This is a genomic window from Enterococcus sp. B2E4 (genome assembly GCF_030499455.1).
GTDB lineage: Bacteria > Bacillota > Bacilli > Lactobacillales > Enterococcaceae > Enterococcus_D > Enterococcus_D casseliflavus.
Genome location: NZ_JAUKPK010000015.1, coordinates 22,948 through 37,979, shown reverse-complemented (window position 1 = coordinate 37,979; position 15,032 = coordinate 22,948). Strand labels below are relative to the sequence as shown.

Here is a 15,032-nt window from a genome sequence, read left to right as displayed (position 1 = left end):
ATGCTTTTTATTCAAATCATTTCCTTAAACACAGAGAAATCTATATTGCCGCCGGAGACCAAAGCCACAGTTTTCTTTCCTCGAAGTAAATGATCGATCTGTCCGCTTAAAATCGCCGCTGTACTTAATGCACCAGCACCTTCTGCAATGACTTTTTCCTTCAAAGCCAAGTAATGGATCGCTTGTTCGATGTCGGATTCTTCAACTAAGACCGTTTCATCGATACGGGTCTTTAAAACATCATAGGTCAGCTCCCCTGCTAAAGCAACATCACAGCCATCGGCGATCGTTCTACTGCGGCGATTGGCTACCAGCTTTTGCTGCCAGATCGATGCGATCATACCATAAACGCCATAGGATTGAACGCCGATGATTTTGACTTCTGGACGAAGTTCTTTTAAGGCTAAAGCCATCCCAGCGATCAACCCACCACCGCCGATGGGAATAATGACATTATCAACATCTGGAAGATCCTCCAACAGTTCGATCGCAATCGTTCCTTGCCCCTCCATTACTGCACGATCATCAAAGGGAGAGACAAAAACTTCGCCACTTTCTTTCATGGCGTCTACTGTCAGTTGTTTGGTTTCATCAAACGTCTCTCCTGCTAAAACGACTTGTGCGCCATAGCTTCTTGTCGCCTCTATTTTTGTTTTAGCAGCCGTTAATGGCATAAAGATTCGGACATTGATCCCCAGTAACGTTCCTGCGAGAGCAACACCTTGCGCATGATTTCCTGCAGAACATGCGATGACACCGCGAAGTTTTTCTGAATCAGTCAATGAAGCGAGCTTGTTATACGCCCCCCGCGCTTTAAAGGAGCCGGTACGCTGTAGATTTTCTAATTTCAAAAATATCGCGCCCTCTTTTTCTTTGCCTAAAATATTACTTGGTGCAAGTGGTGTATGGATCATGATTGGTTTCAATCGTCGATACGCAGCAGCGATCCCCAGACTGTCCGTCAACACTTCCTCAATCACAAACGTTCCCCCTTTTTTGTTTTTTTATACTCTCATTGAAGCACAGAAATTGTAGAAAAACAAACTGGGGAACTCGTACAAGCAAAGAGCACTTCCCTATCCTTTACACGTCAATGTCACCAACTATTCTTACAGAAGAATTTTCAGAAAATAATGACATTTCTTTTCTGAAGTGCTATACTTAGAAAAATTAAAAAAGGGTGTGAACGAATGACAATCGATTGGTCAAATTTAGGGTTTTCTTATATCAAGACGCCATGGCGTTTTTTGGCAACATGGAAAGACGGTTCTTGGAATGAAGGCGAACTTACCGAGGATAATTATCTGCATATCCACGAGGGATCAACCGCTCTTCATTATGGACAACAATGTTTTGAAGGACTAAAAGCCTACCGAAGAAAAGATGGCGGCATCAATTTGTTCCGTCCAGACGAAAATAGCAAACGGATGAATCGCAGTGCCTATCGCCTGCGCATGCCAGAGGTTCCTGAGGACTTTTTCTTAGATGCGGTAAAACAAGTAGTAAAAGCAAATCAGGAATATGTTCCACCTTATGGCAGCGGCGCCACCTTGTATATTCGTCCTCTATTGATTGGGGTCGGAGAAAACATCGGTGTCAGTCCAGCACCAGAGTATATTTTTACTGTTTTTTGTATGCCTGTCGGTCCTTACTTTAAGGGCGGATTGACACCGACCAATTTCATTGTTTCTGATTATGATCGCGCGGCACCAAATGGTACTGGCGCAGCCAAAGTTGGTGGAAATTATGCTGCGAGTTTGTTGCCTGGATACGAAGCCCATCAGCGGAAATTTTCCGACTGCATCTATCTGGATCCAGAAACGCATACCAAAATCGAAGAAGTCGGTTCTGCTAACTTTTTCGGAATCACGGCTGACAATGAATTTGTGACACCAAAATCTCCTTCTATTTTGCCAAGTATCACAAAATATTCATTGCTGCATCTAGCGCAACACTCATTAGGATTGACCCCTGTTGAAGGCGATGTTTATCTCAATGAGCTGGATCGGTTTGTCGAAGCGGGTGCCTGCGGAACAGCTGCTGTTATCTCCCCAATCGGCGGGATCCAAAACGGTGAGGATTTTCATGTGTTCTATAGTGAAACGGAAGTTGGTCCACAAACAAAAGCATTGTATGATCAATTGACCGGCATTCAATTTGGGGATATTGCGGCCCCAACAGGTTGGATCTTTGATGTCCCATTGAAATAGCCACACCCATAGACCATTATAAAACGAACGGTCCACTGTGATCGTTCGTTTTATTCTCTTTCCGCCAACCAATTCCTTTCCATCAGGAGAGAATTGATTGCCACAACTCTTTCGACTTGTTACAATCATAGCAAAGGGAGGCGTAATGATGGGTAAACGACTCGGCTATTCTTTGCTTGCAACAGCATTGTATTTGGTGGTTTCCAATATCGGTAATCTCGTTTTTGGTATCAACCGCAGCTTTAGCTGGACCACAACATTGTGGGAAGCATTTTTCTTTTTTATTTTTGTGTTCCTATTCCAACAATTCCGAAAAAAATAAGCAGTGATCCTCGCTAGTAAGAAACGGGGATCGCTGCTTATTCCTTTTGCAGGAATTTCATTTACTAAAAAAAGCGCCAAACCCCTTCATACAAAAGGATTTGACACTAAGAAAAATTATTTAACCGTTACTGAAGCGCCAACTTCTTCTAAAGCTGCTTTCAATGCTTCAGCTTCGTCTTTAGAGATGCCTTCTTTAACTGCTGAAGGAGCTCCGTCAACGACTGCTTTCGCTTCTTTCAAGCCTAAGCCAGTTGCTTCACGAACTGCTTTGATAACTTTAACTTTTTGATCGCCAGCTGCAGTCAATTCTACAGTGAATTCAGTTTGTTCTTCAGCAGCACCAGCATCGCCAGCTCCACCAGCTACAGCTACAGGAGCTGCAGCAGATACGCCAAATTCTTCTTCGATAGCTTTAATTAAATCGTTTAATTCTAAGATCGTCGCGCCTTTTAGCTCTTCGACAATGTTTTCAATGTTCAATGCCATTTTGTTTTCCTCCATTTAAGTAAGTAGTTTAGTTTTTTAATACTGAAAAATCATGCGGCAATTATGCTGCATCTTCTTCTTTTTCTGCCACTGCTTTGACAGCGTAAGCCACGTTGCGGATAGGTGCTTGTAGCACAGATAGCAACATAGAAAGAAGTCCTTCGCGGTTTGGCAATTTCGCCAATGCAGTAATTTCTTCCAATGAAGAAACTTTGCCTTCGATAATACCGCCTTTGATTTCTAAAGCTTTTGCGTCTTTTGCGAAATCGTTAATGATTTTTGCAGGTGCAACAACGTCTTCGTTACTGAATGCTACGGCAGTAGGACCAGTGAATACTTCACCTAAACCTTCTAGACCAGCTTTTTCAGCAGCACGAGAAAGAATTGAGTTTTTGATAACTTTCATCTCAACGTTTGCATCACGCAATTGTTTACGTAAGCGAGTTACTTCATCAACAGTTAGTCCACGGTAGTCAACAACGACTACAGATGCGGCTGCAGAGAATTTTGCACTCACTTCATCAACGATCGCGGATTTTTTAGCGATAGCTGCTTCACTCATTTATATTTCACCTCCTGATTTTGATGGAAGAGTTTCTTCGAAACAAACTGTTCCTTTGTCCTAAAAAGGACAATAAAAAAACTCTATGCCACCGTAGACATAGAGGGACTATTGAAGATTCTCAATAAACGTCCTCGGTAGGAAATTAAGGCAAATGCCACCTACTGTCTTCGGTACAGTTAAACTTTTAACCTTGACTACCTTACCATAGATAAGGCAGTCAAGTCAATAAAAGTTTTGAATTTTTGTATTAAATTAGAAAGAAGCTTGTTCTACATGGATCCCAGGACCAAATGTTGTTGTAACTGAGATATTTTTCATGTATTGACCTTTTGCTGCTGAAGGTTTAGCTTTCAACAATGTTTCATGGATTGTTTTGAAGTTTTCGATTAATTTGTCATCTTCAAATGAAACTTTTCCGATTGGTACGTGGATGTTTCCAGCTTTGTCAACACGGTAAGTTACTTTACCAGCTTTAACTTCGTTAACTGCTTTTGTTACGTCCATTGTTACTGTACCAGTTTTAGGGTTAGGCATCAAACCTTTAGGGCCTAATACACGACCTAATTTACCAACAGTAGCCATCATGTCAGGCGTTGCAACAACAACGTCAAAATCGAACCAGCCACCTTGGATTTTTTGAACCATATCGTCGTCACCAACGAAATCAGCACCAGCTGCTTCTGCTTCTTTGGCTTTATCGCCTTTAGCAAAAACTAAAACTGTTTGTGTTTTACCAGTACCGTTTGGTAATACAACCGCGCCACGGATTTGTTGATCCGCTTTTTTAGGGTCTACGTTTAATTTGTAAGCAACTTCAACCGTTGCGTCGAATTTTGCAATATTTGTTTCTTTTGCCAAAGCTACTGCTTCTTCAACTGAATAAGCTTTTGTAGCATCAACTTTTTTCAATGCTTCTTGCATTTTTTTGCTTTTTTTAGCCATTTTGTTTCCTCCTTGATGTGGTTATAACGGTAGAACCTCCCACGTGTCCCATATTTTTCAATATGAAGCCGACTGAGAAGCTACTTCCTTAGGGCTGTAATTATTCTACAGTGATCCCCATGCTTCGTGCAGTTCCTTCAACCATGCGCATTGCTGCTTCAACGTCAGCTGCGTTTAGGTCTTCCATTTTCAATTCAGCGATTTCTTTTACTTGATCGCGTGAAACTTTTGCAACTTTTGTTTTGTTTGGTTCGCCTGAACCTTTTTCAACGTTTGCTGCTTTTTTCAACAATACTGCTGCTGGTGGTGTTTTTGTAACGAAAGTAAATGAACGGTCTTCGTATACAGAGATCACTACTGGAATGATCAAACCTGCTTGATCAGCTGTACGAGCATTGAATTCTTTAGTGAATCCCATGATGTTGATACCCGCTTGACCTAGCGCAGGACCTACCGGCGGAGCTGGTGTTGCTTTACCTGCAGGAATTTGCAATTTAACGATTTTTTCTACTTTTTTTGCCACGAGACATACCTCCTTGAGTCCGTGATGTGGTTAATTGGAGATCCAAATTTCTCCTCCCACTTTGGTGATTCATGTGCACACACAAAAAACGTGTGACGAAAGCACACTGGAATATTATAGCATCTTTAAGGAATAATTCAAGGTTTTTCAGCTGATTTTTTTTGAAAAAAATACTCACCAGCGCTTTTCGTCATTCCTTCGATAAAAAAATAAATAAAAATCTCTTGCTTTTGGTCTGCTTTTTTCATTCTCTCATTTTTTTATGCTACACTACTACTGGAATTCTTCCCTATTCGTTTACTACTATCGAGGTGAAAAAAATGGAACAATTAAAATACCGCAGTGTATTTGATATAATCGGTCCCATCATGGTGGGTCCCAGCAGTTCTCATACAGCCGGTGCGGCTCGGATCGGAAAAATCGTTCGCAGTATTTTTGGGGAACAGCCAGACAGTGTTGATATCCTGTTGTATGAATCGTTTGCCAAAACCTATCGCGGTCATGGAACCGATATTGCGTTAGTTGGCGGTCTCTTAGGCATGGAGCCAGATGATGCTCGTCTAGCAGACTCTTTAAAAATCGCTTATGAGAAAGGGATCGAAGTCCTATTCGTTCCTAAAAAAGAAAAAGCGGAACATCCGAATATGGTCAAGATGATTTTGACAAAAGGTAGCCACAAACTATCCGTCACTGGTATTTCGATCGGTGGTGGCAATATTCAAATCTCAGAGCTTAACGGCTTCAAAATTTCTCTGACGCTGGGTACGCCAACTTATGTGATTGTCCATCAAGATGTTCCAGGAATGATTGCGAAAGTAACCAATTTACTATCAGAGGCTCAAATCAATATCGGTACGATGACCGTAACAAGAGAAGCTGTCGGTGATAAAGCAATCATGATCATCGAAGTCGATCAGCGCAATGATCAGCTGGCGCAACAAATCAAAGTTTTGCCGCACGTTTACAGCGCTGCGTATTTTGATTAAAGGAGATAGGAACATGTTCTATACAATAGAAGAATTAGTAACAGAGAGTAAAAATTATCCTTCCGTTGCAGAGATGATGATTGCGATCGAAGCTGAAAATACTGGCCGTAGTCGCGAACAGATCCTTGCAATCATGGAAAAGAATTTAGTTGTTATGGAACAATCAGTCGCTGAAGGTGTCGCTGGTGTAAAATCGGTGACGGGATTGACCGGCGGCGATGCGACACGCATGAACGACTACCTTGCTGCCGGTGATTTTTTAAGCGGAGAAACCATTCTACAAGCGGTCCAAAATGCCATTGCAGTCAACGAAGTCAATGCGAAAATGGGCTTGATCTGTGCAACACCGACCGCCGGTAGTGCGGGTGTTGTTTCTGGTGTCTTGATGGCCGTACGTGAACGTTTGGCACTGACTCGAGCGCAACAAGTCGACTTTTTGTTTACAGCCGGCGCCTTTGGTCTAGTGATTGCCAACAATGCCTCGATTTCTGGAGCCGAAGGCGGTTGTCAAGCGGAGATCGGTTCTGCTAGCGCAATGGCAGCGGCAGCTTTGGTTTGTGCAAAAGGTGGCACCCCTCACCAAGCGGCTCAAGCGGTGGCGATCACCCTCAAAAATATGATGGGCTTGATTTGTGACCCTGTCGCGGGCTTAGTCGAAGTCCCATGCGTGAAGCGCAATGCCCTGGGATCTTCCCAAGCCTTTATCTCTGCCGACATGGCACTGGCAGGAATCGAAAGTGTTATCCCACCTGATGAAGTGGTCTTAGCGATGTATCAAGTCGGTCGGCAAATGCCTAGCATTTTCAAGGAAACGGCTGAAGGCGGTCTAGCCACGACACCGACTGCTCAACGCTTGCAGGCAGAAATCTTAGAAGCCAATCGTTGATTTTTTTAGAAACGAACATGAATAAAAACCAACCAAGAACAACCAATCGTTGCTTGTTCTTGGTTGGTTTTCATTTTCTCTCTATTACTTGCCGCAGGAAGATAAGTCCCTCCTATTTGTTAAACAAGTAACAAACAGCACTGACAATGTCTCTACTCCCAATCACCTACTCCATAGTGTTTCTTTTGGGCAACGGGTTTTAATACCTTTACAGGCTCGGAAAATTTAGTTTTTCCTTCTGTTTGATCCAATGGGACTAATGGCTGCTCGCTTTCTTGTGCCTTCAAGTCCATTTGTGGTTTTTCTTCCTCGGTAGCTTGTGCCTGATCGGCTGATTTTTGCCAGAGCTGTTTGCTGAGATCCAATAAGGGAATGATCATCATGGCGACGAGCCCGCCAGAAAAACCATTATTATACAAATTCAACCCGCCATGTAAGAAATCAATATTCAGTACCATTGAGGCGTGGACAAAACCAACCACCAAGCCGCCTTTCCAGCCATAGGCATTCGTTACTGCACAGAGCATCATCGCAAAAATCGCTGACGTGACTGTAACCGTCTCGTTGATGGTGTATACGCTCAATAGATTGGCGATCGTCACCCCTGCCAATAAAGGCAGCGAGTTAAACACATGAGAGCCACAAGCAGAAAAGCCGATGACGCAAAAGATCGCACCGATAACTGGTCCATTTAAAACCGCACCAATACTGACTACGTAAGCCACTAACAAGAATGTCATTAACCCCATATTGATCATCGTATTGTAAACGCCGGTATCCCTTAAAATATCGCGCTCGATTTTGCCACTATGCGACCAAATCGCTCGCATATTCAATCGTTTTTTCTTGATCGCCATCAACAAGCCATAGCCGACGAATACCCCTCCTAAAACCAGCATCATAAAAATCAATCGAGGTTGCTGCTCTTGAGATACTAATGTTCTTAGCTCGATCGTCAAGCCAAACATTCGGCAGATGGCAGCGACCAGTGTACATAGCATCCCTGAAGTAAATCCCGCACTGTATAGACTGACGCTTTGAAACAGCGCTTGAAAGTATAAGGCCATAGGAACCATCAAAAAACCGGTGAAGATCCCAATGCCATACCCCATCACTAGACTAAAGTATGGTGGTAAGGAATCATTGAAAGCAAAATAGCTGACGATTGGGGAAACCGATGACCCATAGAGGGCGATCAACAGAAATTTTTTCAATGGTTCGTTCATAAAATACGAATACAGTCGAACGCCTAAAAATATTGGGATAAAATTCAGGAGATTTTTCCCAAAAAAGCCATAGCCAGTCACCATGAAGATTGCGGAGACTGCCCCGCCCGTGATCGGTACCCGATAGTGATAGCAAATCGAGATCGCTACAAAGGTCATCAGACTGCTATTTAACAAAGCCGTTCCTACCGAGGTCATGGCAATATAATCGGTGACTAAATGACTTTCCGAAAACAAAATCAACTTGAGCTCTTCGATTGCCACCATTGGATCAAAAAACAACATAGCAAAGAAAAATAGCAGCAAATTGAAAAGAAATAACAAGCTATATCCATTATGTACAGAGATCATCCCTTTACCATGGGGATGGAAATCATTGTGAAACTTTACTCTAAAAAAAGTGACTAGTTTTGACATAGGACCCCTTCCTCTTATAAAGCGCTTACTGATTTTGAGAAAAAAAGTGGGCCAACGAATTGGTCCACTTTATTCTCATTACTGTTATTTTACCGTAAAAGAGTCATTCTTGCTAGTGAATCCAGTAGTTAAATCTTATCTACTTGCTCAAAATCAAGTTCTGTACTCGTTTCACGACCGAACATATCGATGTTCACTTTTAGTTTTTGTTTTTCTTCATCGATTTCTGCTACTTGTCCTTCTAGACCAGAAAACGCACCTTCGATGATTTTGACGGTTTCGCCAATTTCTACTTCCAGTTCAACTGTCCGAGTGCTCATACCGATCGAACGTAAAATTGAATTGATTTCTTCTTGTAATAAAGGCGCTGGCTTGCTTCCTGCACCATGGGAACCAACGAAGCCTGTTACCCCAGGAGTATTACGTACAACGTACCAAGATTCATCCGTCATGACCATTTCAACTAATACATAGCCAGGAAATGTTTTATGAACGATTTCTTTGGTTTTGCCGTTTTTTTCTTCTGTTTCTACTTCTTCGGGAACGACGACACGGAAAATATAATCACCCATACCCATGCTTTGTGCACGTGACTCTAGGTTCGCTTTTACTTTGTTTTCATAGCCAGAATACGTATGCAGTACATACCAATTTTTTTCAAAAGATTCCATTTTTTTTCGGACTCCCCATCTTTTTGTAAAATAAAAAAACCTCAGCTGCACCGAAGTTTTTCCTCAAAGCGATTATAGCATGATTTGCGATAAATGACTAGCGCTATCAGCAAGAAGTCTTACTTTAGGATCCAATTGAAGACTGTTTGAATCAGTGTGTCCATCACAAAGAACATCAATGCAAAAATAATGGTTGTTTGAATCACCACAAAGGTATCTTTGCGTAATTGCTTTTTCGATGGCCAAGAAACGTTTTTCATTTCTTCAACAACATTTTTCAAAAATTTCATTTGATTCCCTCCTTACTTCGTTTCACGATGCAACGTATATTGATTACAATACTTGCAAAATTTGTTGATTTCAAGGCGTTCGCCTTTTTTACCTTCACTGACTGATTTTGAATAGTTGCGGGATCCGCAGACAGAACAAGCCAAAGCAGCTTTTTTTGTTGCCATCTTAGTGTCCTCCCCCTTTTTATAAAGTTTTCCAACACTAAAAATACCATTTATTTAAGAATGTGTCAATTTTTGATTTTCTGTCGTAAAAATATAGTTTCTTCTAATTTTGTGGTATGATAATGGTGTTAAATGGGTATTTGGGAGGGAAAATTATGTTATTAAAAACAATGGTTTACAAAAAACGCGATTTAACAACGGTAAAAGAAACAGCTACTTTAGAAGAAGCGCTGGCAATTTTGGAAGAATCTGGTTATCGTTGTGTGCCTATCCTAGATGAATCAGGCAAGATTTTCAGAGGAAATATTTATAAAATGCACATTTATCGCCACAAAGCAAACGGCGGCGACATGACTTTGCCAGTCACTTATCTACTAAAAAATGCGACCAAATTTATTTATGTCAATTCTTCTTTCTTTAACGTTTTCTTCACGATCAAAGAATTGCCTTATATTGCTGTATTAGATGAAAACAATCAATTTTATGGCATCTTGACACACAGTTCTTTGTTGAACATGTTGTCACAGTCATGGAGTGTTGAGCAAGGAAGCTATGTGTTGACGATCGCATCAACTGGTCAACAAGGCGACTTAGCAGTCATCGCAAAAATAATCGCAAAATACAGCAGTATTGCCAGCTGTATCACACTGGATATCGGTAAAGATGAATTTATCCGTCGTACGATGATCACTTTACCAGCGAACACATCAAAAGAATTATGCGACAAGATCGTTTCTCAACTGGAAGCAAAAAATTTCAAAGTTGTGGAGATCGAAGACCTAAAAGCAGAATAAAACAAAAGATCATTCCTAAAAAAGAAAGGAATGATCTTTTTTCTTGTTTTTTGAGAACCATCAAAGCAAAAAACAAGATTTTTTTTAAACGCGCTTATCGAAACGAACGGCACGATTGATGATATACATCACAGGTGCAGTGATCGTCATCACGATAAATTCACTCAATGCCGTTGTTGCAAAGGTTGGCCAGAAAGGTAATGCTAAGGTGATGTTTAGCATAATCGCAATCAGGAACATGCTTAATGAAAAAACAATTGTATTAAATGCGAGTCTTAAGAAAACATTTGGAATCTTCTTATGTACCAAGGCAGTTGCTCCTAAGGCTAAAAAGCTTCCGAAACCGCCGAATACGACATCCAAGATCCCCATTCCAAAGAACAAGTTATACACAACGACCCCACCGACGACACCCCACATCAATTTTCTGTTGAAAACGACTAAGTGATTCAACCCTTCAGATATTCTGAATTGAATCGCTCCTGAGGCGACTGGTGCGACCAGAACCGTTACAGCAACATAAAGTGCCATAATGATCCCATTGGCTGCGACGACACGCAAACGTTGATTGGTTAGATTTGTTGATTTTTCCATTTGATCCCTACTTTCTCCGAGTTTTGATTACGCGGGATGGTTGATGAACCGCGGTGCGCTTCGCACAAGTACTTATTATACACATTAATAGCCATATATCAATGTTAAACCAGCCATTTAATCTTCAAATCACATCGGAATCACCTGACGAAAATTTGTACAGAAGGAATTGCACCCTCAATTCCTTCATTCATTGATTCAAAGAAACACTTTGCAGCTCCCATTTTCTAGCCCTATTCGACTACCAATACATCATCCATCGTCAGATTTCCTAATGCCTTGTGAAGCGATAACTATCATGGTTAAGAAAACAGAAGCTAGGATGACTATGATCAACCTGAACGTTGATTGTCTTCTTGCTGCCATTCACACGCGAATCATTGATCGGCTCACGGAATAAAAGCCATACTCGTCAACAAACTCCTTTTTTTCAAACGCCCTCCCTCATTATGAAGAATGTATTTTTTTATTTCGGTTATTCGTATAGTTTTTATGTTACTATATAGTCAAAGATAAACAAAAATAATAGGAAAAAGGTGTAATAATGAAGAAATTAATGGTTAGTGTTGGTATTTTGTTTCTACTGGTCTTTGCAGTTGGTTGTGGGAATAGTAATGAGAATGTCACGCAAGAAGATTTACAAAAAAATGACTGGCTCGCAGAATCAGAAGATGATGAAGACGAGGTTATTATGACTGTATCATTTACTGAAAACGAGCTAACTTTTGGTATCGATCCAAGCTCTCTCGAGTCAGAAGCAGCGAGTGAGATGGAAGAACTTGGTGAAGCTTTTGTGGAAGAATTCTTAGCTCAGTTTGAGTACACGATGAATTATACGCTGGATGAAAATGAGTTGATGATGCAAAACCCAGATAATGAACATGAAACAACCTTCTTTACCCTTGAAAGAGATGGTAAAAATATTATTTTTACGCCTACCGAAGAAATGAACGATGAAGATGGTGGCTTTGTGTTGAAACCTCGCTAAATGAAGGCGCATCGCGTGATGAAAGGATAATTGCTGAATGACTTTAAGATTCGTCTGATCTACGCACAGAAATCATCTTGAATACGTAAAACATCCCTTTTCGCTAATGGAAAGGGATGTTTAGAATGAATCAGCCGCTTCAATTACTTTTTGATCAAAGATACCTTCCTTCTCGTTCCCATTTTGGCAAAGCGATTTTTCACAGTTTTTTTTACTCAGCGAATGCCTGCCACCCCTCTATTTAGCTGGTCGAAAGCCCGCTTTGTAAGCTTCCACCTCTGTCTTGAACATACGAATCGGACTGGTCGTTTTCTTATAGTATTGACTGCCCGGTAGGTGATAAATCTTTTGTTTTGACCCTTTGATCAACCCTATGCCCCGTTTATCTACATATTTTTTTCGTCCATCTCGAAAGCCATTATTTGTCGTTCCAGGTGCTTTCCCACCTTTTTTTACCAGCTTGATCTGAATGGCTTCCAATTGAAAGCCAAAGCCAGAAGTTCCTGAGGACTGCCCGTTTTTTGCCCAGCCCATCCAGCCAAATTGTTGTGCATTGACTCGATAATAGACATCATAATACTTAGCGATCTCACCGGTAATTTTGATTTGGATCGCTTCCAAACGCTGCCCCTTACCGCTTGTACCAGATAGCGCACCATTTTTTCTAAAAGATTTTTCCCATCCTTGTTTCTGAATGGATGTTTTATATTCAATACTTCCTTTATATTTTTCGTTTGTAATTTTTATTTTGATTGCTTCAAGTCGCTTCCCTTTTCCTGTAGTCCCTGACGTCTGAGCGTTTGTTTTCCATGATTGCCACCCTTGAGACTGGACATTCGTTTGATAGCTCACACTCGGTGAAGAAGCAGCGAAAACTGTCACTGGAAAAACAACAAAACCAAGTAAGAAAACAAGTAATACAGAAACTTTTTTCATTTTATGCCCTCCTTATTTTTGATTATCTCAATATAATATCTAAAAAACAAACTTTTTATAAACAATAAGTAGTTTTTTATCAGAAGAACTTATATAAATGATAACAGGACTGAAAAATCAAAAGAAGGATCACTCATGGAAATGGAAAGGAGCTTTAAACGAGGAACGCGAAAATCAATTCATTTAAAGTTAGGTTTACTTATTGTATTCCTTTCAATACTCAAAATTGATAAGTGCATAGTATAAAACTAGCTTTTCGACTACTGATAGAATTTACCTCTCAACGCACGATGAAAGAATCGTTGTTCATTTTTCTGAGAATCTAAAAAATGAGTGCTTGCGATATGGTATAATCTATTTCGTTGAAATTTGTTTTGAGAGGATGGCATGATTGAAATTATTTGGATTGACCTTTGGCTTAAGAAATGTAAAAACTGGCATTAGTGTATTTCTTTGTATTTTGATTAGTTTTCTTCTAAATCGTGAAACGTATGTTGTATCGACGATCACAGCTGTTTTCACATTAAGAGAAGATCATGAGAATACCGTCAAATACGGGAAACATCGGATTGCCGGTAACAGCTTCGGTGCAATCGTTTCTGTGTTTTGTATTGCGATATTTAACTTTTTCGGACATTCGTCCGTTATACAAATCATTGCAATCCCTTTAGTGATCATGTTGATGATCGCTTTATTGGTCAAATTTGATTACTCCGAGGGAACAGTTGGCGCCTGTGCCACACTATTGACGATTTTATTTATGATTCCTCAAACTGAATCATACTTGTATGCCTTTAATCGGATTGTTGACAGCTTCATAGGCATGACGATCGCCATACTGGTGAATCGCTTTTTCCCATTCCCCAATAAACGCACTGCACAAACGAAGGCAACACCGAATCAGAGCGATTCGGTTTGAAACAAAGCAGAAAAAGAACCCCATCTCAAAACGGCATTGAGATGGGGTTTTAAAAATGGATCAGTTACTGAAAAATACTTGTTGGTCTTCAACTAATGGATACGAGATCGGTACATTGCCTTCCAAATCTTCTTTATTCATATCGACTGCAACGATTTGACTATTTTCATACGTACGATAGTAATAGATCCCTTTGTCTGTATTGCAGCAAGAAGTATAAATCGTGTATTCATAGTTTTCATTTCCAATATCACATAGTCCTTTTTGCTGTTCGACAGAACCTAGAATATGGAAAAACTGACTAATGCTTTCGGATTCAGATTCTCCAGAAACGGAATTCAATCGGGTAAATGCCGCTTTGACAAAACGGGACATTGAAGAAAGATCTCCTGGCAGACCTAAGCCCCCCATTCCACGACTGTACTCATCAAAATCCAGCTTGTCAGAAAAATGCGTTTCTGGTGTTTTCGATGATAACACACGGTAGTTATTCAAATTGAATAACTGGTAGTCAAATGGCGGATTATTCGTTAAGACCCCTACCGGATTTTCATGAATATGAAGACCATCACTCATACTCTCAACAACGATGGCACTTTTTTTATCAGCAATCATCCAATGCAATGGCGATAATGGTAGTTCTTCACTAAAATTGATCTTTACCAGATTAACCTTCGTCAACAGGGCTTTTGCCTCTTCCACGGTAGCGCATTGTCCTAGTAACCATGGGATGAATTCAAAAGGCGTGACGTTTTCTTTCCCTTCTTGAAACTCATTGTATACAGCATTTTCTGGAAAATTCAAACCAGCGATACCTAAGCCTTTTTCGTTGACCGCATCATAATAGAGTGGGTATTGAGCGACTCCAGCAGCAATCCCGATCATCGCATAATGGTGATCTATTTCACTTACTTTGCGAAATTTCAATTGGTAATTTCTCGGAGTAATGGTCACCACTTCTTTATAAGAAACATCGTAATCAAAATTTCTGCCAAAATAATGATCCTTCGTTACATACGTTAGCGCAGTACACATCCTAATTCCTCCTAAAATAAGTTTTTTACACCTTTAATTTACTCCTATCGCATTTTTTTAACAAGTAAAACGGAA

At 40.5% G+C, this 15,032-nt stretch carries 19 protein-coding genes and 1 other annotated feature; of the genes, 7 read left to right on the top strand and 12 right to left on the bottom strand.

Annotated elements, in window-relative coordinates; all coding sequences use genetic code 11:
* Window positions 1-11: 11 nt before the first annotated feature.
* Window positions 12-980 (bottom strand): pyridoxal-phosphate dependent enzyme, encoded by a 969-nt coding sequence (locus Q1X33_RS11585; protein ID WP_301969679.1) that lies wholly within the window; start codon window positions 978-980, stop codon window positions 12-14.
* Between the two features lie 210 nt (window positions 981-1,190).
* On the opposite strand from Q1X33_RS11585, the gene Q1X33_RS11580 reads away from it, so the two are divergent.
* Together Q1X33_RS11580 and Q1X33_RS11575 are read left to right on the top strand one after the other, a co-directional pair.
* Window positions 1,191-2,210, top strand: a complete 1,020-nt coding sequence (locus tag Q1X33_RS11580) for a branched-chain amino acid aminotransferase (protein ID WP_005229799.1) — start codon at window positions 1,191-1,193, stop codon at window positions 2,208-2,210.
* A gap of 148 nt (window positions 2,211-2,358) precedes the next feature.
* Window positions 2,359-2,532 (top strand): hypothetical protein, encoded by a 174-nt coding sequence (locus tag Q1X33_RS11575; protein ID WP_005231922.1) that lies wholly within the window; start codon window positions 2,359-2,361, stop codon window positions 2,530-2,532.
* 116 nt (window positions 2,533-2,648) lie between these two features.
* On the opposite strand, the gene rplL is transcribed toward Q1X33_RS11575, so the two are convergent.
* From rplL to rplK, 4 genes are all read right to left on the bottom strand, one after another.
* Window positions 2,649-3,020, bottom strand: coding sequence for a 50S ribosomal protein L7/L12 (gene rplL / locus Q1X33_RS11570; RefSeq protein ID WP_003127081.1), 372 nt, complete (start codon window positions 3,018-3,020; stop codon window positions 2,649-2,651).
* A gap of 61 nt (window positions 3,021-3,081) precedes the next feature.
* Window positions 3,082-3,582 carry a 50S ribosomal protein L10 gene (gene rplJ, locus Q1X33_RS11565; protein ID WP_005236672.1) on the bottom strand — a complete coding sequence of 167 codons (501 nt, stop codon included), beginning with the start codon at window positions 3,580-3,582 and terminating at the stop codon, window positions 3,082-3,084.
* Between the two features lie 65 nt (window positions 3,583-3,647).
* Window positions 3,648-3,774 (bottom strand) — a sequence feature (ribosomal protein L10 leader region).
* Between the two features lie 63 nt (window positions 3,775-3,837).
* Window positions 3,838-4,527, bottom strand: a complete 690-nt coding sequence (gene rplA / locus Q1X33_RS11560) for a 50S ribosomal protein L1 (RefSeq protein ID WP_005229790.1) — start codon at window positions 4,525-4,527, stop codon at window positions 3,838-3,840.
* Between the two features lie 100 nt (window positions 4,528-4,627).
* Window positions 4,628-5,050: a 50S ribosomal protein L11 gene (gene rplK, locus Q1X33_RS11555; protein WP_005229787.1), complete on the bottom strand. Its 423-nt coding sequence runs from the start codon at window positions 5,048-5,050 to the stop codon at window positions 4,628-4,630.
* 320 nt (window positions 5,051-5,370) lie between these two features.
* Here rplK and sdaAB point away from each other — a divergent pair, with 320 nt between their 5' ends.
* Both sdaAB and sdaAA read left to right on the top strand, forming a co-directional pair.
* Window positions 5,371-6,036 (top strand): L-serine ammonia-lyase, iron-sulfur-dependent subunit beta, encoded by a 666-nt coding sequence (sdaAB, locus tag Q1X33_RS11550; protein WP_005229781.1) that lies wholly within the window; start codon window positions 5,371-5,373, stop codon window positions 6,034-6,036.
* A 13-nt stretch (window positions 6,037-6,049) separates the two neighbouring features.
* Window positions 6,050-6,922, top strand: a complete 873-nt coding sequence (sdaAA, locus tag Q1X33_RS11545; RefSeq protein WP_005229779.1) for an L-serine ammonia-lyase, iron-sulfur-dependent, subunit alpha — start codon at window positions 6,050-6,052, stop codon at window positions 6,920-6,922.
* 152 nt (window positions 6,923-7,074) lie between these two features.
* On the opposite strand, the gene Q1X33_RS11540 is transcribed toward sdaAA, so the two are convergent.
* The 4 genes from Q1X33_RS11540 to rpmG form a co-directional block, all read right to left on the bottom strand.
* Window positions 7,075-8,565, bottom strand: coding sequence for a DUF1576 domain-containing protein (locus Q1X33_RS11540; protein WP_005229777.1), 1,491 nt, complete (start codon window positions 8,563-8,565; stop codon window positions 7,075-7,077).
* Window positions 8,566-8,693: 128 nt separating this feature from the next.
* Window positions 8,694-9,236 carry a transcription termination/antitermination protein NusG gene (nusG, locus tag Q1X33_RS11535; protein ID WP_005229769.1) on the bottom strand — a complete coding sequence of 181 codons (543 nt, stop codon included), beginning with the start codon at window positions 9,234-9,236 and terminating at the stop codon, window positions 8,694-8,696.
* 119 nt (window positions 9,237-9,355) lie between these two features.
* Window positions 9,356-9,526 carry a preprotein translocase subunit SecE gene (secE, locus tag Q1X33_RS11530; protein WP_005229766.1) on the bottom strand — a complete coding sequence of 57 codons (171 nt, stop codon included), beginning with the start codon at window positions 9,524-9,526 and terminating at the stop codon, window positions 9,356-9,358.
* 12 nt (window positions 9,527-9,538) lie between these two features.
* The gene (rpmG, locus tag Q1X33_RS11525; RefSeq protein ID WP_005229764.1) at window positions 9,539-9,691 is read right to left on the bottom strand and encodes a 50S ribosomal protein L33; all 153 of its coding nucleotides are present in this window, start codon (window positions 9,689-9,691) and stop codon (window positions 9,539-9,541) included.
* A gap of 155 nt (window positions 9,692-9,846) precedes the next feature.
* On the opposite strand from rpmG, the gene cbpA reads away from it, so the two are divergent.
* Window positions 9,847-10,485 (top strand): cyclic di-AMP binding protein CbpA, encoded by a 639-nt coding sequence (gene cbpA, locus Q1X33_RS11520; protein ID WP_005229762.1) that lies wholly within the window; start codon window positions 9,847-9,849, stop codon window positions 10,483-10,485.
* An 84-nt stretch (window positions 10,486-10,569) separates the two neighbouring features.
* Here the strand turns inward: cbpA and Q1X33_RS11515 are convergent, their stop codons facing one another.
* Entirely contained in the window at window positions 10,570-11,079 is a 510-nt protein-coding gene (locus Q1X33_RS11515) for a QueT transporter family protein (protein WP_005229760.1), read from the bottom strand.
* Window positions 11,080-11,623: 544 nt separating this feature from the next.
* Here Q1X33_RS11515 and Q1X33_RS11510 point away from each other — a divergent pair.
* The gene (locus Q1X33_RS11510) at window positions 11,624-12,067 is read left to right on the top strand and encodes a hypothetical protein (RefSeq protein ID WP_005229758.1); all 444 of its coding nucleotides are present in this window, start codon (window positions 11,624-11,626) and stop codon (window positions 12,065-12,067) included.
* A gap of 237 nt (window positions 12,068-12,304) precedes the next feature.
* On the opposite strand, the gene Q1X33_RS11505 is transcribed toward Q1X33_RS11510, so the two are convergent.
* Window positions 12,305-13,003 carry an Ig domain-containing protein gene (locus tag Q1X33_RS11505; protein ID WP_005229756.1) on the bottom strand — a complete coding sequence of 233 codons (699 nt, stop codon included), beginning with the start codon at window positions 13,001-13,003 and terminating at the stop codon, window positions 12,305-12,307.
* A 391-nt stretch (window positions 13,004-13,394) separates the two neighbouring features.
* Here Q1X33_RS11505 and Q1X33_RS11500 point away from each other — a divergent pair, with 391 nt between their 5' ends.
* Window positions 13,395-13,922: an aromatic acid exporter family protein gene (locus Q1X33_RS11500; protein ID WP_301969677.1), complete on the top strand. Its 528-nt coding sequence runs from the start codon at window positions 13,395-13,397 to the stop codon at window positions 13,920-13,922.
* 60 nt (window positions 13,923-13,982) lie between these two features.
* On the opposite strand, the gene bsh is transcribed toward Q1X33_RS11500, so the two are convergent.
* Complete coding sequence (gene bsh, locus Q1X33_RS11495) at window positions 13,983-14,957, bottom strand: choloylglycine hydrolase (RefSeq protein ID WP_151195002.1); 975 nt, start codon at window positions 14,955-14,957, stop codon at window positions 13,983-13,985.
* Window positions 14,958-15,032 lie beyond the last annotated feature (75 nt).